Here is an 18,818-nt window from a genome sequence, read left to right as displayed (position 1 = left end):
GATCACGATGCGGATGCCCAGAGGACTTGATTGCGGGATCGGGCGGCTGTGCGCCACCATCGGGCTCGCCGCGTTGATCGGACTGACAATCCCGCGGGCGCATGCGGCAGGAGATTTGTCGCTCAGCAATCCAGATGGGGCGGCGGTGCGTGCGCTCGTGATCGGGATCGACGACTACCAGCACGTGCGCAAATTGAAGGGTGCGGTCGCTGACGCTACGGACATCGTGACCAGCCTGAAATCCATGGGGGTTGGCGACGTCGTCGAACTGACTAACGCGCAGGCCGACAGGGCAGGCGTCCTGCGCGAGATCAGTGCACTGGTGGAGCGGACCAAGAACAACGACCTCATCTTTCTGTCGATCGCCGGCCATGGCACCCAGGAGCCGGAGCGCGTCAAGGGCGCGGAGCCGGACGGGATGGAGAACGTGTTCCTGCTGCCAGGCTTTGAAGCCACGCCAACCGGGTCCGTTGAGCGGGTTCTGGGCAGCGAGTTCAACCATTTCATACGGCAGTTCGAGCTGCGCGGAGCGAGGGTGATTTTCGTGGCTGATACCTGCCACGGTGGCGGTATGGTGCGCGATATCGATCCGCGTGCCGCTGAGATGAGCTTCCGGCAGGTCCCGCGCTACACGTTGCTGGTCGACGAACTGAAGCCGGTGTCGGACAGCAACGATCCGAAGTCTGAACTTGACCTTGACCACACGGCGTTTCTGGCCGCGGTGGACCGCTACACCAAAGCGCCGGAAGTCCGCATCCCTGGCATCGATGGCCTACGCGGGGCTCTCAGCTATGCGGTCGCGCGTGCGGTGGAAGGTAGCGCGGACATCAATCACGATGGGAAGGTGACGCTTAAGGAGCTTTTCAGCAATGTTCGGCAGGTGGTCTATCAGCTGTCGGACCAGCGCCAGAACATCGTGACTGTATCATCGCCAGCTCAGACGCCGGATACCGACGTCGCCTTCGGATTGACGCGCGGTGTCGTGCTGATTCAGGGGCCGGCCGCGAGAGCGGCCTCGGGGCAGGCCGGAGCCGGGGTGCCCGTCGATGGACAGCCGCCCGCACCGTCGGCTGTCACGGCCAAGGCTCCAACCATTCCGACCCTTGCGGGGGCGGCCAAGGAACTTCCGATCGCCGGCGCGCCGGGGCCTCTACGCCTCGTTGCACCAATCCGGCTGGCGGCGCTGGACGGCAAGACTAGCTATTTTGTAAGCGTGAAGCCAAAAGATGTTTCCGTGCAGGCTGTTCAACCGACGGACAATCCCGACCTGATCTGGGATCCTGTGTCGCACGACGTGATCGCTTGGGGTGATGTGGTCGCCTACGGGATGGACGTTGCCAGCCTGCCGACGGTAATTGATAGGACTGCGGCAATTCGTGAACTCAAGCGCATTGCGACACGGTCGCCGCAGGTGATGCGTATTTGGCCAGACGATCGCCAACAACGTGCTGGCCAAACCATCGAAGTTGACCTGTCTGATGTGGCATCAAGGGCGGTGCTGCTGTTCAATGTGTCCGGCGATGGCACCATCCAATTGTTGTATCCGGTGGGTGCTGATGCGGCGTTGGCCAGATCGGCGAGTTTGCGCCTACCGCTCAGGGTCGGCGAGCCGTTCGGTGCGGAACAGATCGTTGCGGTGACTTCGCAGCAACGCATGGTCGAGCTTGAGACAGCCCTAGTGCAGTTCAACCGGCGTCGCGCCTCGGGGCAGGTGATCAAGAGTCTCGAGCGTTACTTGCCCGCGGACGCGCGAATCGCCTCGATCGGCTTCTTCAGTGCTCCCTGACTCTTAGGGGAGCACGCTGTGCCGTCATCGCAGTCGATCCGCCGGAAGCGAGCATGGTTCGCATTCCTGCTGCTACTGGCGGGTAGCGGACCTGCGTCCGCAGCACCGTTGCCGACGGGGGCGTTGCATATCGGCACGACGTACGTACCTTGGCTTTGGCCCGCACAAGCGGTGCGCAGGCAGACCAATACCGCGAGTGTGTCCCTACAGATCCTGCCGAGTCAGACCGTCAACGTCGGCGCCAAGGTCTCGTTCGGCGTCACCGCCAGGAGGCCTGGATATCTCATTCTGGTTGACGTCGACGCGGAAGGGCGGATGTCCCAGATCTTTCCGACCCCCGAGCTATTGGCGCAGTCGAACGAACGCGACATTAATCTCGTCAAGCCGGGTGTCGAATTTGTCGTCCCTGCTCCGGCGGCGCGGCAGCGTGGTTTTGAATATGTCGTCGCACCGCCGACGGGGTCCGCAGTGATGATCGCCATCCTGAGCGAGCTGCGCGTGCAATTGCTCGATTTGCCGGACATGCCTCGCAAGCTGGAAGGTCAGGCGGACGCGTTGAGCTATCTATCGGCCTGGACCAGTGAGCTGCGCGTGCCGGACAACAGCAGCGGAAAGCTCGTGACGAACAATTGGTCGTTCGACGTCAAATCCTATTCCATCAAGTGAGTCCTGTGAGGCTTTGGGCTATAGCTTGCTCAGTCGGCTGAAGAAGCCACCGCGGGCGATCATGTAATGAATGTCCTTTGGAAAGGGAAAAGCACTGCGAATGTTGGAAATCGCGTGCTGGAGGAATTCCCCGTCCAGCGGCGCAGGCTTATGCCGCGGTTGGTCCGCGACCTGCGGTATCATGAAGCGATCCACGAAAGCCGCGTCAAGATCGTTGACCCTGACCATCTGTCCAAATGCCGGGAACAGGTCGTAATGACCCAAGCTTACGTTGAGATTCTTGAGGGCAGGGCGCTGAGGCTGGGTTTGATTGCCATCGGCCGTCGCCAGCCCGCGCCCGATCAGGTCCAGCTTCACCGATTGCGGGAGAGTTGACGGACCATACACGATCTCGAGGGCGTGGCCGCTCTGGCCAGATAGCCACTGGTACCAAAAGGTCGCATCGTCGGGCCGCGCATTGGCACCGTAAAGGCAATCAAATCCCCAACAAGCCGTCAGCTTCCCCTGATACTTTCCGAGGCTCCCGACGAGATTGCGCATGCCGTTACCACCGCCGGAGTGGCATGCGATGATGAGCTTGCCGATCTGGAGCTGAGGAATGGATGTCGAGGAGATACCCAGGAACCTGGCCAGAGCTCCAAGGATCTCCTCGAGATAGCGTTCACCCCAGTTCGCGGTGGCAAGGTCGGACACGCTGTAGTTTCCGGCAAAGGTGTTGCCCACAGCGTATTCGTAGCCCAGGAACGGCGCGATGAGCACCACGTCCTTGCCGGAATCCCGGACCTGTTCGCGCAGCCGCGCTGGATCGTTGTGGAAAAGGAATTCATGGTTTTTGACGTAGAAGCCGTGAAGCCAGATCACGACATCGAATTTGGTGGCGGCTGTTGGGTGCTTTGGCGGAAGATAAACCGCCGTTGGTTTCATGCCGGGCGCCTGCCGCTTCGTGAAGAGCGTCACCCCAGGAAAGGCGTTGACGTCCTTTTGCTCAAGCTCACACGCAACCACGCAGGTCGCTCCGATTCGGCCACATCAGGCTTGGCACTTGGTCGACCTGACGTTAGCTCGGCCACTCGTCATGCTTGCGATCCCAAATACACCGGGCCTCGCACCGTGGCAACTCGGCGCCGTGCCAGCGCGCAGTCGTGTAGTAGCGGTGAGGCTAGTGGCATACCTCGACATTGGCCTCGTTGCCTGGCCCGCCACCGCCGCGATATTCGAGATGGCAGCCGCGCTGGACCGGACGGCAGCTGCTGGCGTTGCATATGATCTGAGGACTGACCGTCGCATGGCCCACCGCAGCGCCGTAGCCGCCTGCGCTCGCCTGCGCCCGCTGACGCAATGGCCGATCCTGCCGCTGACTGTCATTGCTCTTGGCGGCATTGGCGGGCCTGGCGCGCTGTTTCTCGCATTCATTGTCGTCGTTGAGGAACGAACCCCTTGCACAGGAGATTCTGCTGCAGTGGTCGCCGTCAGCCTTGTAGCCATGATCACAGATCAGGGGACAGACCCGGGACGGCTTGAGCTTGATTGCGTCAAGCGCGTCGAGACTTGCGAGCTTGGCGTCAAATTTGGTTCCGGCGTGCTGGTTGAAGAGAGCCAAGGAGCGCTGGGAGGCCGCATTCCATCGGCCATCTACGCTACCGGTGAAGCAGCCGACGCGGTTCAATTCGCTTTGTACGGATTTGGTGATATCGGCTTTTGCGATATCGGTCTGGCGCGGCTCGGCGCTGAGTGCGGCAAGCTTTGGCGGCGTATTGTCGTCAGCCAGCGCAGCGACTGTAGGATTGTCCGCGAAGGCACTCCCAACAGCCGGCTTATTCCCGGAGAGAGCCGCAACGATTGTAGATTCGGACGCAATTCGTTTCCGTTCTGCCTCGGTGGCCTGCTCCTGCGCGGCCTGCTTCGCCTTCTCGGCGGCAATTCGGGCGTCTTCCGCAGCCTTCAGATCCGCGGCCGCCTTCTCTTGGTCGGCACGCTGGGCGCCCTGCGACATCAGCCGAGTTTTCTGCTGTTCCGCCTGCTGCGCCTTCGCTGTTGCCGCGACGCGTGCGTCCTCAGCATCGAGCTGATTAAGCTGCAGCTTGGCAAGATTTGCGTAGTATCCGTCCGGATGCTGGTTCAGGAACGCGTCCAGAGCGGGCTTGTTGCGTAGTTGCAAGGCCAATTCGTAATCACGACGAATTTCCGCCTGGGGGTTGGCTGCTTGCATCGGCTCATCAGCCTTGGCAGCGGGAACAAGTGCAACGTCTTCGCCGCCCAGCGAGCCGTAGACATAGGGCTCCTGTCGGTTGCCGGTGGCTTGCAAGACATCATCGCGGACGAAGCCGAAGGCCCTACGCAAGTCGAGCCCCGGCTTTGCGATGTACTTTACGAGAGCCGTCGCATACGGACTATTCTTGCTGTTGCCATCGAGTGCGGTTAGTCCGGCTTTCGCGGCAAACGCGATCAGCGTGTTGGAGACGGCGGGTTCGACCCTGGCCAGCCCGCGGCTGATTGATCGAGAGGCAACCGTACGCTTCATCGAATCGGCAAACGGATTGTTGCGGCACGCGTCGACGATCACCACGCGCAACTGTCTCGCAGGCTCGATTGCCAGCAGGACGCGGTCGAGTGAGAATGCTTCGTCATAAATATCAGTGTCACGTTCGAGTCTGGCGTCGGTCGGGATCAGATAGTTTGTCCCGTCGATCTCGATGCCGTGGCCAGCATAGTACACCAAGGCTATGTCCGCATTGCGCGCCTGATCGGCGAATTCTCTCAGGGCCCGCCGCATATCGGTCGCGGCGAGGTTGAGCCTTGAGTCAACCACATCGAAACCTGCGCCCTTCAAGGTTTCAGTGATGGCGGCAGCGTCGTTGGCCGGGTTTGGGAGCAGAGGGGCATTCTGATAGTTGGCATTGCCAACCACCAAAGCCACGCGCTTTGTCGCCCAGGCTGGCTGGGCTGCCAGTAACAGCGAAGCGGCAAGAAGAAGCAAAACTCGAAGGTGCCTGTATAACCTCATGGCGAACACCCAACCTATGCTCATCGAATGATAACGTCGCGAAGATGGCCGCGTAAGGCATGATTACTGAATTCACACGCCACTGGCGGCTGGCCTATCTCCGTACAGTACCAGTTTCGAGCCCGATCCATTCCTATGTGTTGTCTGGCACTGCGCTCGCGTTCAAACGGCACGGAAGAAATCGCGGGCCGGCGCTGTATGCCGTTTCATGGGGATGATGGGCACCCGCCAGTATCGATGTCTCGCACTGGCGAATTAAGTTTTTGAAATTATAGGACTATTGCACTTAAGGCGTGTTCGCGGCAGTGCAGCGGAGCCTCTGGCTTAGTTCAAACGAAGATGCCGCGGTCGGCAGATCGAGCGGACGTGAAGTCCAGGACGCCGGCTTGCGGGTCAATCTACAGCTTGCGCGGAGGTCAGGAGCCCGTCAGTTCGTCTTTCCATGTTCCCGGTGCTCGATCTTCAGGTTCCTGCCGGAGCGCTCGCCCCGGAAACTGCTCCTTCACAATGAGGGAACCAGTCTCCGAGTCGCGAAGGCTGGCCATGGTCTACCAGTCGATCGCGTCGGTGGCCGCTACCGGAAGGTCGTCAGTGCGCAAGTCGCCAGCCGACTTAATCAGAAAGCCCTGAATATAAGCCGCTCTATTTCGAAGGATGGCGTACGGAGATACAATCGCAATTCCGAACTTTGGAGGAGTTGATGCCCATTCCGTTGAGGATTTACATCACGCCATTTGCCGAGAGGGGGAGCGTTGAGCCCGGGCAATGGAGCAGCGAGACAGCCAAGAAGGCGCTCGACGTGGTCAATACGATCTGGTCAAAGGCCAAGATCGCGTTCGTGATCAGCGATTGCTTGATGGAGAAGCCGCTCGACATGGCAAAGAGCGCGCGCAGCAATGACCAGCGATTGCTGGGTGTTCTTGCCTCTCGGCACGATCCGGACAATGCCGTCCACATCTACCTCGTCAATTCGATTGAAAATCTGGCCGCCGGTGGAAGTTCATACCCCAATAGCCAACCGGAGCCGGCAAGCTTCGTCCAATGGTATGGCAATGACCACGCCAATGGACGCGCCTGGGCTCACGAACTTGGCCATCTAATGAGCCTCAATCACATCGAGATCGACTATTCCAATGAGAAGCAGGCGGCGCAGCGTGTCAAGAACCTCATGACGATAGGATTGAGCGTCGGTTCTGACCTGACGGGCCAGCAGATTGATGCAGCGAGGGGTTCAAAGCTTGTCAAGCGATTTGGCGGATAAGTCCGTGGCCGACCGCAGAATTTGTCACCTCCGTCGTTCTGCACATCGCGCGCCTTCGGGAAACCGGCTTTGGCGGCGACAGCCTTAAAGAGGGAGCAGGTCGACGATACGACGCCAGATTCCTATTCGCGAGATCCTCGTCGCTCCAATCCAAGCGTTGGGCGCAAGAGGCCATGATTGCGATCACGCTTATAACCCTTCTCCCGCTTTGGGAAAAGCCATCCGCAATTAATATGCAAATGACCCCAACGATGAGATCACCAACCACCATATCAAGTGCTTCCGGGATATTGCAGCTGCGCTAGACGACGCTTACCGTTTCGCTCTATTTTTGATGGGCGATCAGGCAGACGCAGAACAAGCCGGCAAACGTACTATCCAGATGCACTGCCGATTTAACGTGGTTGGGTAGCGGCCCTCCAAGTCTAGGGCGATCGCGCAAAGTCGTCGTGCTGTACGAATTCCAGGGCCGGTCCTATCGCGACTCTCTTATATCGTAGCTGCTCCGATCGCGACAGTGATGTCGCGTATTGCACAAGGGCATACTCCTTCGGTGCCAGATCGAAATGGGAGCAAGATCACAACCTTCGTTGCAGCTGTCGATTTGAACTTCTCTTTTCCTGCCTGCACTAAAACAAGGTGGTCCTGCGGCCGTCCGGACGATCACCGACGAGTTCCTATTTGTCGATTGCAGGTCGAAGAGAATGTTCCACAAAACCGGTCCGGGCAAGGTTGACGTCGATCTGGATTTTTCGGGAGTGGGGGTTTTGCACGCGCGGCTTTGGAATTTCGATTTCGATGACTTTGCCGGCTACCAGTTTCGGGGCTTGAAGACAGAGCACTTCGAATTTCTGAAGAACAAGGTGGTTCCCCTGGTGGAGCACGACGCTGGTCAGATCTGGATGACGGGATCCGCGAGCCGGATCGGTACGGCTGATTGGAATATGACGACATCAGCCAACCGCGTCATTACGGTCGCGCGGTCTCTGTCAGAGATGGGCATCCGCCCGGAGCAAATGCAGACGCACGCCATCGGCAATACGCAGACGGCAAATCACAGGCTGGACGAAGACAACGATAGATCAGTGGTCCTTTGGGTTCTGCCTAAGGTCTATTTCGAACCGATCATAAAGCCAGACTTGCCGCGACCCGTTCCGCCGAAGCCAAAGGTCAGTCGAAATTTCAAGATAGCCATGCTGCTTGAGGTCGACGGTTCGATCTCGTTTGCAGCGAGAGCGGCCATCAAGCGCATCGTGAAGGGCAGGGCCGGAGCCGGGATTGCGTTTGCCAGCGCGTTGTTCTCCATATGGGACACGGAAAACAATTTGAAGTGCACCTACGTCTATGCGGCGGTCGGCCTAGGCTTCGGCTTGACCCTTCCGAAGACCGGCGGCAGATCGGGTACTCTGCATGGCCCCTGGAATTCGTTTACGACCGAAAAGCCCATCTCCTGTTCGCAGTTCGGCAAGTCAATGCGCTTTACGACTATCGGGATAGGGGACTTAAGCAAGAACTGGATCTTGCTGGAAACGCCCAGAGGAGTGAAGGACGTCTACTTGAGCATCAGCACGGGCACGACCATCGGCGGCGGCGCGTCGACCTACCCAGCCCATTTGAGCGCTTTCGTCCCGCTAGAGCGACCGAAGCCGTTTGGCGGGCCTTGAGTGAATCGGCTCATCATAACCTTTAGCCGGCGTCGGCGAGGGGAGCTCCGGGTTGACCCGCCGTAGTGATCTCAATGGGTCAAAAAACGCCCAAAATGTCAGAATAACCTTTGAAGACACTACAGTATTTCGAGACTTCCAAGCTGAATACGAGGGTTCGATTCCCTTCACCCGCTCCATCCCAACAATTGATGCATCTTGATTGACCGACTTTGACCGTCAAGTCGGTCCCGGTGACGGCTGGAGCTTGGAGCGGGCGGCCTTGCGATAACCGGGTGCGTTTCGGGTCGGCAGAGCGGCTCTATTCCTGTTTGCCGTCCTTCTCCTCGCGCTGCTTCCGGGCACGATCGACTGCGCCGCCCTGGGGCTGCCCGCTGACCTTCACGCCGGGGAGATGATCGACCTTGTCGTTGGCGGTATCTTCGGCACGCTGCAATTCACGATCGATGATGTCGCGTGATCCTTCGGCCGGGTCCTTGTCGAATGGGCTCTTGGTATCGGTGCTCATGATTGATCCTGCTCGTCGGCGCGCGTTGATTTGCCGAGGCAAGCTCGGCTCGGGCCCATCGTTCCTGTCGAGGCGGCAGCTTTTGTGCAGGCTCTTTACTCCCTGTGGTCGTCGATTTCGGGGGCGACCTGTCCGTAGTTCAGCAGGGCCACGAGGGTCGTTCCGCCCAGAATATTGCCCAGCAGTGTCGGTACGAAGAAGTCCGAGGCATATTGCGAGAGCGACGCCAGGCCGCTCTGCACCAGGAAGGCGCACTCGACCGAGCCCGCGATGATGTGCGCGAACTGGCCGAGCGCGACCACATAGGTCATCACGACGACGAGGTGCGGGCGCGATCCCTTCACGGCAGGCAGTAGCCACGCCATCAAGGCGATCAGCCAGCCGGCAAATATCGCCCGGACAAGGGTCGTCGCGAACGTACCCTCGATGGTGTGGCGGCTGAGATCGACGAAGGCGCCCACGATGCGGGGTTCGAAGATGCTGGTGTGCGCGAGCACGGATCCAACGGCCCAGGTTCCTGCGATGTTGGAGGCGAGGACCAGGCCCCAAAGCTTGATCACGCTCCCAAGCGTGCCGAGATCCCTGTTGTGCAACAGCGGCAGCATCGGCGTCAGGGTGTTCTCGGTGAAGAGCTGCTGCCGTCCCAGCACCACGACCAGGAAACCGACCGTGTAGCCGAGCGGAGCCACCAGCCGTCGGGTGGCCTCGTCGGAAATCAGCACGTGAAACTCGCCCTGGACAATCAGGGACAATCCCATCGAAAGGCCGGCGGCGAGGCCGGACAGCACGATGGCCCACCATCGCCGCTCCAGTTCCTGCTCACCCTCGGCGCGGATCGTCTCGTGGATCAGCGCTGCGCTAGGCCGGCTCTGGGATTCGATCTGTTTCGTCTGCCGCCGCGAGACGCCGTCGAGCTTTGAGGCTGGATTGAAGGAGGCGCCGTCGCCAGGCTGGTCCACTCCGCGGTCTCCTGAAGGGCAGGTTCATCTCAATGCCGGGATCAAGGCTCGAAGCGGCAAGGGGTTCCTGGTAAGTGCTCGCACGCCGCAGCGTTGTTGAGGCACAGCGGCGCGTGACCGACGATCAGGAACCTTCGTGGAAAGCGGGTGTTTTCTACCGGGGCGGGTGGCGATCTGACGAGAGGCCAACTGTGCAAGACAATTTGCGTGTGCGCTCGACCGCGCAGATCGCGGGCCATCCGATTCATCCGATGCTGGTGCCGATACCGATCGCTTGTTTCATCGGAGCGCTGCTGACCGACATCGCCTATGTCGTCAGTGCCGAGATCATGTGGGCGGATTTTTCCGCCTGGCTTCTGGTCGTCGGCGTCATCTTTGGCGTACTGGCGGCGATCGCCGGCCTGACCGATTTTCTCGGCAACCGCCTGGTGCGGGCGCAACCGCCGGCTTGGCCGCATCTGATCGGCAACGCGCTGGCGTTGGTCCTGGCGATCGTCAATGCGTTGATCCACACGCGCGATGCCTGGACCTCGGTGTGGCCGACCGGGCTCATTCTTTCAGCCATCACCGTATTGATCCTGCCGGTCACCGGCTGGCTCGGCTGGGCCATGGTGTATCGCCACGGCGTAGGAGTTGCGCGATGAACTCCGCAATCGCTCGGGTGCTGTTGTGCGCCTCGCTGCTGTGTCTCGCCGGCTGCAATGACGGCAGTGGCGATCCGAAGGCGCAAACCGGCGCCAACCCGACGCTGCCCGACATCCAGCAATACCTGCTGCCGCCGATGCACATCGCCCGTATCGTCGGCTGGAAAAAGGACGAGACCCCGTCCGTCGCGCAGGGCTTGCAGGCCAAGGCCTTCGCGACCGGCTTGCAGCACCCCCGATTTCTCTACGTGCTGCCCAACGGCGACGTGCTGGTGGTGGAATCCAAGGCGCCGAAGGGCGCTCCGATCAAGCGGCCCAAGGAAATCGTGATGGGATACATCGAGTCCTGGGCGACATCAGGCGGCGACACCGGCGCGAGCAACCGCATCACGCTGCTGCGCGACAGCAACGGCGACGGCGTGCCGGACGTGCAGAGCGTCTTCCTCGACCATCTCAACTCGCCGTTCGGTGTCGCGCTGGTCGGCAACGATCTCTATGTCGCCAACACCGATGCGATCGTCAGATATCCCTACACCGAAGGCGATACGAAGATCACCGCGCCGGGCACGGTGCTGACGCCGCTGCCGGGCGGACCGATCGATCATCACTGGACCAAGAGCCTGGTCGCGAGCCCCGACGGTTCAAAGCTCTATGCCGGCGTCGGCTCCAACAGCAATATCACCGAGAACGGCATGGAGGCCGAGCACAATCGCGCCGCGATCCTCGAGATCGACCGTGCCAGCGGCCGCTGGCGCATCTTCGCGAGCGGCTTGCGCAATCCCAACGGCCTCAGCTTCGAGCCGCAGACCGGGACGCTGTGGACGGTGGTGAACGAGCGCGACGAACTCGGTCCCGATCTCGTGCCGGACTACATGACGTCGGTGAAGGACGGCGGCTTCTATGGCTGGCCCTACAGCTATTACGGCCAGCACATCGATCCTCGCGTCAAGCCGGAGCGTCCTGATCTCGTCGCCAAGGCGATCGTGCCTGACTATGCGCTGAGCTCGCATGTCGCGCCGCTCGGCATGGCCTTCAACACGAGCGCGAGTTTGCCGGCGGCCTATCGCGGCGGCGCCTTCGTCGGCGAGCACGGCAGTTGGAACAGGCAGGTCTTGAACGGCTACAAGGTGGTGTTCGTGCCGTTCACGGATGGCAGGCCGAGCGGTCCGCCGCAGGACGTCGTCACCGGCTTCCTCAACAGCGACAACCAGGCGCGCGGGCGGCCCGTCGGCGTCGCCATCGACAAGACCGGCGCGCTGCTGGTCGCCGATGACAGCGGCAACACGGTGTGGCGCGTGACGGCGGCGCACCCGCAGCTCACGCAGCGATAGATAGATCTCGAGGAGTTACACCATGGGCCTTGCTCAATACACGATCGTGCCGGTGCAGGACGAATGGGGCGTGCTGCACGACGGCGACGTCAAGAACAGATACTCCACCAAGGAAGCCGCGTTCGAATCGGCGGTGGCTGCCGCCTCGCTGGCGCTTCGCGAGGGACACGAAGTCCATGTCAGCGTGCCCGGCCGCGAAGCCGGCGAGAACGCGCTGGGAATTTGATGGGACACTCCGAGCAGAACACTTCAGGAGGCTGCGATGACCAAGCCCCGTGAACCGAACGGCATTGAACCCTCCCGCTCTGAAGACGACATTCAGCGAGACCAGCTCGGGCCGCGCGGCGTGCCGGGTGCGCCGGATCCGGCCAAGATGACACCCCAACGCGACAAGAAAATGCCGAAGCACGTCGATCCCGGTCACACGGCCTGACGGCTGCCCCGCGGCTTTTCTGTTCGGCCGGTAAGTCGGCGCCCGGCCGTCGACTTACGCCGCCGCAACGATATCCGTCTTGGCAAAGTCGTCGCCGACATAAAGAAGTGCGCAGCCATGCTCCTTGGCGACATCGTAGGCGAAGCAGTCACCAAAGTTGAGACCGGCAGGACGAATGCCTTTGCCCCAACGCGAGTAGATTTGCGCCACGCGTTCGGCCGAAGCTTGGGTCACCGAGATCACGTTCAAACCGAGATCGTTAATCAGCTTGTTCATCTCTTCGTCGACGCCCCGCCGTGCCGCGACGATCAGGCTTTCTGCAACGGAGGCCGCCGAGATCAGGATTTCGTCGGCGGTGTCCAGCGCGGTGATGCAAGCATCGGCTTGCGGTTCGTCGAGCACGATCGCCATCAGTGCGGAGGTATCGACTGCGATCATTCCGGCAGTCCGTCATCGCCGAAAAGAAAGTCCTGACTGCGCGCGGCGCTCGGTCCGGGAATAGCTTTGGCCCCGCCGGTCCTTCGCGCCGCCTCAAGCGCGGTCCGGCGGGTGGCGCGGTCCGGCGAAAGCTTGACCGGGACGAGCCGCACCGCGGGATGCCCATGCCGCGTCAGGATCACCTCGTCGCCGGCCTCTGCGCGGCGGACAAGATCGGTCAATTGTCCTTTTGCGTCGGTAACGGAGACCCGCATCTCATTGCTCCTTCCTCAATTTTCATAAAATGGACCATGCGATGGTCCAATGTCAACCACCTCCCACCCCGCCATCGCCGGACGCGATCTCGCGGTTGATCTCGGCATGAGCCTGCCGGCGGTGTTCGCCGGACCTCCGCGCCCAGGCTCGCCAAGTAACATCATGTTAGGTTTGTCGAATAACTGGGTAATTGTGTTAGCCCGGCGAAAGCTTATCGTCGCCACCAAGCAGACACCCATCGGCAATGACAAGCGCTCGCGAAACTCCGCAGAGCGGCCGGAGAGTGCTGCCCAATTTTGAGCGAAGCCCGTCAACGGGACGTCAGCAAAACCCAAGGGAGGAATCTTGAGATGACCGCGATCCATCAGATGAGTCAGTCCAGGAAAGCCGCTGCCAGTGGCTGGATCGGGTCGGCTCTCGAATATTATGACTTCTTCATCTACGCGACCGCCGCGTCGCTGATCTTCCCGCAAATCTTCTTCCCGTCGGAGAATCCCACCGTCGCGATCGTCGCCTCGTTGGCGACCTATGGCGTCGGGTATGTGGCCCGGCCGATTGGCGCGTTCGTCCTCGGGCACTGGGGCGACACCCATGGCCGCAAGACGGTTCTCATCATCTGCATGTTCCTGATGGGCATCTCGACGATGGCCGTGGGTATCCTGCCGACCTACCAGCAGGTTGGCATCCTGGCGCCAATTCTGCTCGTCATTCTGCGCCTCGTGCAGGGATTTGCCGTTGCCGGCGAAATCTCAGGCGCAAGCTCGATGATCCTGGAGCACGCGCCGTTCGGTCGGCGGGGCTTCTATGCCAGCTTCGCCCTTCAGGGGGTGCAGGCCGGACAGATCCTCGCCGCAGCAATCTTCCTGCCGTTGGCGGCCTATATGCCGACCGAGGCCTTCAACAGCTGGGGCTGGCGGATTCCCTTCCTGCTCAGCTTCTTCGTCATCGTCGCGGGCTACATCATCCGTCGCGAAGTCGACGAGACCCCTGCTTTTGCCCGCGAGGGCGAACGGGGAGAAACGCCGCGCGCGCCCATCGTCCAGGCCATCAAGCTGAGCTGGCGCGACATGCTCAGGGTCATCTGCATGGCGCTGATGAATGTCATTCCTGTCGTCGCGACGATCTTCGGCGCGGCCTATGCGGTGCAGCCGGCCTACGGGATCGGTTTTGCCAAGGACGTCTATCTCTGGATCCCCGTGCTCGGAAACATGCTGGCGGTGTTCGTCATTCCCTTCGTCGGCAATCTCTCCGACAAGGTCGGCCGCAAGCCTCCGATCATCGTAGGCGCGCTTCTCTCCGGCTTGCTCGCCTTTTGCTATCTCTATGCCATCAGCATCAGGAATGTGCCGCTGGCAATATTGGTGTCGCTCTTGATGTGGGGCGTAGTCTATCAGGGCTACAACGCGATCTTCCCGAGCTTTTACCCGGAGCTGTTTCCGACCCGCACCCGCGTCTCGGCGATGGCGATATCGCAGAACATCGGAACCACCATCACCGCATTGCTGCCCGCCCTGTTTGCGACCGTCGCGCCTCCCGGCTCGACCAACATCCCGTTGACGGTGGGGGCGATTGCCTTCGCTATCACGGTGATCGCCGCGCTGGCGGCCCTGACCGCGCGGGAAACCTATCGGATCAGGATCGACGATCTCGGCAATCCCAATGCCGTTCCAATGCTGCGGGCCGACTATGAGCGGCAGCGTGCGGAGGCGGCGAGCGGTGCGGCCGCAATTCCGATCTGACGGTTACGCAAGGAAGCCATGCCGCTGCGATCGAGGACGTTGCAGCGGCAGGGTTCGAGGCGTTACCTAACTGCCTGCTCGATTCCGCGCGCGAGCGCGATCATCATGAGGTTGCAGAATGAACCCCGTCGTCATTGCCGTCGCAATCACCGGCTCCGTTCCGCGCAAGAAGGACAATCCCGCGGTGCCGATCTCGCCGTCCGAACAGATCGACTCGACGCACCAGGCCTTCGAGGCCGGCGCCACGCTTGCCCATATCCATGTCCGCAATGATGACGAGACGCCGTCCTCCGATCCCGAGCGTTTCGCTCTGGTGCAGGCGGGCATCAAGAAGCACTGTCCGGACATGATCGTTCAGTTCTCGACCGGCGGGCGGGGCCGCGATCCCTCGGCGCGCGGATCGTCGCTCTATCTGAAGCCGGACATGGCCTCGCTGTCCACGGGATCGGTGAACTTTCCGACCATCGTCTACGAGAACAGCGCCGCGCTGGTGGAGACCCTCGCCACCGGGATGAAGGCGAATGGCATCCGGCCGGAAATCGAGATCTTCGATTTGTCGCATCTGCATGGCGCCCGCCGCCTGATCGAGGCGGGGCTGATCGACCAGCGTCCGCACGTGCAGTTCGTCATGGGCGTCAAGAACGCCATGCCCGCGGACGAGCATGTCCTCGACATCTTGCTGGGAGAGCTCAGGCGGCTGATCCCGAAGGCGACATGGACGGCAGCGGGGATCGGACGCCACCAGGCCGAGGTCATTGGCTGGGCGCTCGCGCGGGGCGCCGATGCGGTCCGCACCGGGCTCGAGGACAATATCAGGATCGACAAGGCGCGCCTCGCGGCCAGCAACGCCGAACTCGTGGCCATCGCCGGTGAGGCTGTCGCGCGTCACGGCCGGCGCGTGGCGACTGCGGCGGAGGCGCGATCCCTGCTCGGGCTCGCGGGGCAGGGCGCTCCTGCCGCCACCTGACATGCTCCCGGCCGCCTGCTGCCATTCGACGGCCGGCGTTTCCCTGCGCTAAGTCCGGGGGTAAGACAGGTGTCACAGGCGTGATCGGCGCCTGCCGGGCAGGCGACGATTGGAATGCGGTTCTTGAAATCTGACAGCAGGCTCATCGGGGTCCTGCTGGTGCTTGCGGTCTCCCAGCTTGTCGGGTGGGGTACGATAGGTCTTCCCGCCATCGTCGGACGCGATCTCGCGGCCGATCTCGGCATGAGCCTGCCAGCGGTGTTCGCCGGGACGTCCGTCCTCTATGTGTCGATGGGGCTGTGCGCGCCCTGGCTGGCCAAATCGTTTGCGCGGCACGGCGCACGAAAGGTCATGATCTCAGGCACGGTCCTCACCGTGCCGGGCTTCATTCTGCTGTCCCTCGCGCGCGAGCCGATGCTGTATTTCGCGGCCTGGATCGTCCTCGGCATCGCCGGCAGCGCCACGCTTTCGACCGGCGCCTATATCATGCTGAACGAGGTCGCCGGGCGGCAGGCCAAGAACGCCATCGGCGCGCTGATGCTGGTGACGGGCCTGTCGAGCAGCATCTTCTGGCCGACGACGTCGTTCCTCAGCGGTCAGCTCGGCTGGCGCGGGACGTGCCTCGTCTATGCAGCGATGATGGTCGTCATCAACCTTCCGCTCTATGCATTCTTTGCACCGCGCCGGAAAATCGTCGGTGATCGTGGCGGCGAGCCGGTGAAATCTTCGCCGCCGCCTGCGATTCCCAGGAGCACCTTCAGCCTCGTCGTTGCCGCGATCACGCTGAATGCCTTCGTCAATTTTGGCATCGGCGCCATCATGATCGAGTTGCTCCGGGCGGAGGGGCTTCCCCCGGCGCAGGCGCTTGCGTTTGGCTCGATGCTGGGCGTGATCCAGGTCAGCGCCCGCGGACTCGATTTTCTGGGCGGAGGGCGGTGGGATGGAATCACGACCGGGCTCGTCGCCGGCACGGCGCTGCCGATCGCCATGCTGCTGCTGATGACGAGCGAGGGCGCGACCTGGGCGGTTGCGGCCTTCATCCTGCTCTATGGCGCCGGCAGCGGCGCGATGGCGGTGGCGCGGGCGACGATCCCGCTCGTGTTCTACGATCAGACCGAGTTCGCCAGGGCGATGTCGATGATCGCGCTGCCGCTCAATCTCGCCTCCGCGGTCTCGCCCCCGCTCCTTGTCGGCCTGCTCACCCAGTTCGGCAGCCGCGGCGCGCTCGGTCTCACCTTCGTCTGCTCCTGCGCCACGGTGCTGATCCTGGTCCTGCTCGGCCGCCGGCGGCCGCAGGTGGCTGCAGCGGCTGCAACCTGAGAATATTCGCGCTGCGGAAATTCACCGCGCGGTGACCTGCGCTGGGCGGGCGGGGGGATAGCCGTATGCCCACAGTGCAGTGCTCGGATCGCCAAAATAGTGTATCCGCAGGAAGCGCGGCCCGCGATCTCGCCGCCGCGCCAAGATCCAGTTCCCGGAGGAATTCGACATGTCGGCCCTGCCGCTCTCAGGCATCAAGATCCTTGACCTCACCCGCGTGCTTGCCGGGCCTCTGTCGGCCCAGATGCTGGGCGATTTGGGCGCCGAGGTTATCAAGATCGAGCGGCCGGGCACTGGTGACGACGCGCGCGCCTTTGGCCCGCCTTACCTGACTGACCCCGAGGGCAAGGCCAACAACAACAATTCATTCTACCTCTGCGCCAACCGCAACAAGAAGTCGGTCACGGTCAACATCGCCAAGCCCGAAGGGCAGGCGATCATCCGCGAGCTTGCCAAGGACGTCGACGTCTTCATGGAGAACTACAAGGTCGGCGATCTCAAGCGCTACGGCCTCGACTACGAGACCATCAAGGCGATCAATCCCGGCATTATCTATTGCTCGGTGACCGGCTTCGGCCAGACCGGCCCCTATGCGCCGCGCGCCGGCTACGACGCCATCCTGCAGGCGATGGGCGGCCTGATGAGCGTCACCGGCCACATCGACGGCGAGCCCGGCGAGGGCCCGATGAAGGTCGGCCCGTCGATCGTCGACTACATGACCGGCATGAACACCTCGATCGGGATTCTCTCGGCGCTCTATCATCGCGACGCCAATGATGGCGTGGGGCAGCATATCGACGTCTGCCTGTTCGACACCGTCATCGCGTCGTTGTCGCACTGGCTGCAGATCTACCTCGTCAACGGCAAGACGCCGCCGCGCCGCGGCACCTGGGGCAATGGCGGCATGCCGGCCGGCGTGTTCCGCTGCACCGACGGCGAATTGATGCTGGTGGTCGGCAATGACGGCCAGTTCCAGCGCACCTGCGCCGTGCTCGGCGCGCCCGAACTCGCGAGCGACAAGCGTTTCGTCAGGAACAACGACCGCGTCGTGCACGGCAAGGAGATCATGGCGATCTTCGCCGGCCTGTTCCTGAAGCAGCCGGTGGCCTATTGGCTGGACAGATTGGAGGAGGCCGGCGTGCCCTCCGGCCCGATCAACAATTTCGAGCAGGTGTTTTCCGATCCGCACGTCCAGTCGCGCGGCATGCGGGTGAAGGTCGATCATCCCTTCCAGCCCGATCTCTCGCTGATCCGCAACGCGCTGACGCTCTCGGAAACCCCGATCAAGGACTACCGCGCCCCGCCGCTGCTCGGTGAGCACACCCAGGAGGTGCTCGCCGGCAAGCTCGGCTACGATGCCGGCAAGATCGAGACGCTGAAGCAGCAGGGGATTATCTAGCTTCGGCGAAGCGGCGCGCGCGGTTTGGCCTGATCGCCACTGGATAAGAAGGGACGTCAGCATGACGCTCCTGCGGCCTTGCGCGAACCTTGCGGGCAATCCCCAGATAATTCCGGTCCGTACTCACACAGGCTTCCGCTCCGCGCGCGACTCAGATTCGATCGGTCCACTCAGTCCGGGAGGGAACGAATGTCCTACACGATCGGGTTTCAGGCCAAGAACCAGAAGGCAATTCTGGCGACCGAGGCGGCAACGGCCAACCAGGCCGTCGCGATCATTGCCGCGTTGCGGCAAAGCGCCGACGAAATAAAGTTCATCCGCTCGCCGCAGGAAGGCGACATGGGCATCGAGATGCTGCTGCTGCTCGCCAAGGAAGAGGCCGAGGAGATGCCGCAGCACGCCTAGGCGGCTCGGCGACCAAACTTCGATCAGAAGCGAAGCATG

At 61.8% G+C, this 18,818-nt stretch carries 20 protein-coding genes; 14 read left to right on the top strand and 6 right to left on the bottom strand.

What is annotated here, in order from left to right:
- Nucleotides 1–7: 7 nt before the first annotated feature.
- Together ACFQX9_RS07330 and ACFQX9_RS07325 are read left to right on the top strand one after the other, a co-directional pair.
- Nucleotides 8–1,786 (top strand): caspase family protein, encoded by a 1,779-nt coding sequence (locus ACFQX9_RS07330; RefSeq protein ID WP_377787475.1) that lies wholly within the window; start codon nt 8–10, stop codon nt 1,784–1,786.
- A gap of 123 nt (nt 1,787–1,909) precedes the next feature.
- Nucleotides 1,910–2,452: a DUF4384 domain-containing protein gene (locus ACFQX9_RS07325; protein WP_377787472.1), complete on the top strand. Its 543-nt coding sequence runs from the start codon at nt 1,910–1,912 to the stop codon at nt 2,450–2,452.
- A gap of 18 nt (nt 2,453–2,470) precedes the next feature.
- On the opposite strand, the gene ACFQX9_RS07320 is transcribed toward ACFQX9_RS07325, so the two are convergent.
- On the bottom strand, nt 2,471–3,457 hold the full coding sequence (locus ACFQX9_RS07320; RefSeq protein WP_377787469.1) for a hypothetical protein: 987 nt from the start codon (nt 3,455–3,457) through the stop codon (nt 2,471–2,473).
- A 154-nt stretch (nt 3,458–3,611) separates the two neighbouring features.
- A complete protein-coding gene (locus ACFQX9_RS07315) occupies nt 3,612–5,360 on the bottom strand; it encodes a caspase domain-containing protein (protein ID WP_377787596.1) in 1,749 nt (582 codons plus the stop codon).
- Between the two features lie 796 nt (nt 5,361–6,156).
- Between ACFQX9_RS07315 and ACFQX9_RS07310 the strand changes: the two genes are divergently transcribed.
- Nucleotides 6,157–6,717, top strand: coding sequence for a hypothetical protein (locus ACFQX9_RS07310; protein ID WP_377787466.1), 561 nt, complete (start codon nt 6,157–6,159; stop codon nt 6,715–6,717).
- Nucleotides 6,718–7,421: 704 nt separating this feature from the next.
- The gene (locus ACFQX9_RS07305) at nt 7,422–8,381 is read left to right on the top strand and encodes an OmpA family protein (protein ID WP_018457614.1); all 960 of its coding nucleotides are present in this window, start codon (nt 7,422–7,424) and stop codon (nt 8,379–8,381) included.
- Nucleotides 8,382–8,682: 301 nt separating this feature from the next.
- Here ACFQX9_RS07305 and ACFQX9_RS07300 read toward each other — a convergent pair whose 3' ends face one another.
- Nucleotides 8,683–8,889 carry a hypothetical protein gene (locus ACFQX9_RS07300; protein WP_377787463.1) on the bottom strand — a complete coding sequence of 69 codons (207 nt, stop codon included), beginning with the start codon at nt 8,887–8,889 and terminating at the stop codon, nt 8,683–8,685.
- A gap of 95 nt (nt 8,890–8,984) precedes the next feature.
- Nucleotides 8,985–9,848, bottom strand: coding sequence for a formate/nitrite transporter family protein (locus tag ACFQX9_RS07295; protein ID WP_377787460.1), 864 nt, complete (start codon nt 9,846–9,848; stop codon nt 8,985–8,987).
- 191 nt (nt 9,849–10,039) lie between these two features.
- Between ACFQX9_RS07295 and ACFQX9_RS07290 the strand changes: the two genes are divergently transcribed.
- Genes ACFQX9_RS07290 through ACFQX9_RS07275 form a run of 4 tightly spaced genes read left to right on the top strand, consistent with a single transcriptional unit; the run spans nt 10,040 to nt 12,256 of the window.
- The gene (locus tag ACFQX9_RS07290) at nt 10,040–10,492 is read left to right on the top strand and encodes a DUF2231 domain-containing protein (RefSeq protein ID WP_377787594.1); all 453 of its coding nucleotides are present in this window, start codon (nt 10,040–10,042) and stop codon (nt 10,490–10,492) included.
- Complete coding sequence (locus tag ACFQX9_RS07285) at nt 10,489–11,823, top strand: PQQ-dependent sugar dehydrogenase (protein WP_377787457.1); 1,335 nt, start codon at nt 10,489–10,491, stop codon at nt 11,821–11,823. Before ACFQX9_RS07290 ends, ACFQX9_RS07285 begins: the two co-directional genes overlap by 4 nt.
- Nucleotides 11,824–11,845: 22 nt before the next feature.
- On the top strand, nt 11,846–12,049 hold the full coding sequence (locus tag ACFQX9_RS07280) for a hypothetical protein (RefSeq protein ID WP_007611681.1): 204 nt from the start codon (nt 11,846–11,848) through the stop codon (nt 12,047–12,049).
- Between the two features lie 36 nt (nt 12,050–12,085).
- Nucleotides 12,086–12,256 carry a hypothetical protein gene (locus ACFQX9_RS07275; protein ID WP_377787454.1) on the top strand — a complete coding sequence of 57 codons (171 nt, stop codon included), beginning with the start codon at nt 12,086–12,088 and terminating at the stop codon, nt 12,254–12,256.
- 54 nt (nt 12,257–12,310) lie between these two features.
- On the opposite strand, the gene ACFQX9_RS07270 is transcribed toward ACFQX9_RS07275, so the two are convergent.
- The gene (locus ACFQX9_RS07270) at nt 12,311–12,694 is read right to left on the bottom strand and encodes a type II toxin-antitoxin system VapC family toxin (protein ID WP_085351261.1); all 384 of its coding nucleotides are present in this window, start codon (nt 12,692–12,694) and stop codon (nt 12,311–12,313) included.
- Nucleotides 12,691–12,948, bottom strand: a complete 258-nt coding sequence (locus ACFQX9_RS07265) for a type II toxin-antitoxin system Phd/YefM family antitoxin (RefSeq protein WP_018457607.1) — start codon at nt 12,946–12,948, stop codon at nt 12,691–12,693. The genes ACFQX9_RS07270 and ACFQX9_RS07265 overlap by 4 nt, the downstream gene beginning before the upstream one ends.
- Nucleotides 12,949–12,997: 49 nt before the next feature.
- Between ACFQX9_RS07265 and ACFQX9_RS07260 the strand changes: the two genes are divergently transcribed.
- The 6 genes from ACFQX9_RS07260 to ACFQX9_RS07235 all read left to right on the top strand — a co-directional run bounded on the left by ACFQX9_RS07260 (nt 12,998) and on the right by ACFQX9_RS07235 (nt 18,779).
- Complete coding sequence (locus ACFQX9_RS07260) at nt 12,998–13,249, top strand: hypothetical protein (RefSeq protein ID WP_377787450.1); 252 nt, start codon at nt 12,998–13,000, stop codon at nt 13,247–13,249.
- Nucleotides 13,250–13,299: 50 nt separating this feature from the next.
- The gene (locus tag ACFQX9_RS07255) at nt 13,300–14,688 is read left to right on the top strand and encodes an MFS transporter (RefSeq protein WP_377787447.1); all 1,389 of its coding nucleotides are present in this window, start codon (nt 13,300–13,302) and stop codon (nt 14,686–14,688) included.
- Between the two features lie 118 nt (nt 14,689–14,806).
- Nucleotides 14,807–15,655: a 3-keto-5-aminohexanoate cleavage protein gene (locus ACFQX9_RS07250; protein ID WP_377787444.1), complete on the top strand. Its 849-nt coding sequence runs from the start codon at nt 14,807–14,809 to the stop codon at nt 15,653–15,655.
- A 114-nt stretch (nt 15,656–15,769) separates the two neighbouring features.
- Complete coding sequence (locus ACFQX9_RS07245) at nt 15,770–16,975, top strand: MFS transporter (protein ID WP_377787441.1); 1,206 nt, start codon at nt 15,770–15,772, stop codon at nt 16,973–16,975.
- 169 nt (nt 16,976–17,144) lie between these two features.
- The gene (locus ACFQX9_RS07240; RefSeq protein WP_085351265.1) at nt 17,145–18,374 is read left to right on the top strand and encodes a CaiB/BaiF CoA-transferase family protein; all 1,230 of its coding nucleotides are present in this window, start codon (nt 17,145–17,147) and stop codon (nt 18,372–18,374) included.
- A gap of 189 nt (nt 18,375–18,563) precedes the next feature.
- Complete coding sequence (locus ACFQX9_RS07235; protein ID WP_018457601.1) at nt 18,564–18,779, top strand: hypothetical protein; 216 nt, start codon at nt 18,564–18,566, stop codon at nt 18,777–18,779.
- Nucleotides 18,780–18,818: the final 39 nt, after the last annotated feature.

This window comes from Bradyrhizobium sp. GCM10028915 (assembly GCF_042666195.1).
Classification (GTDB): Bacteria; Pseudomonadota; Alphaproteobacteria; order Rhizobiales; family Xanthobacteraceae; genus Bradyrhizobium; species Bradyrhizobium canariense_D.
The sequence above is the reverse complement of the archived record's forward strand: the minus strand, read 5'-3'. Positions and strand labels throughout refer to the sequence as shown.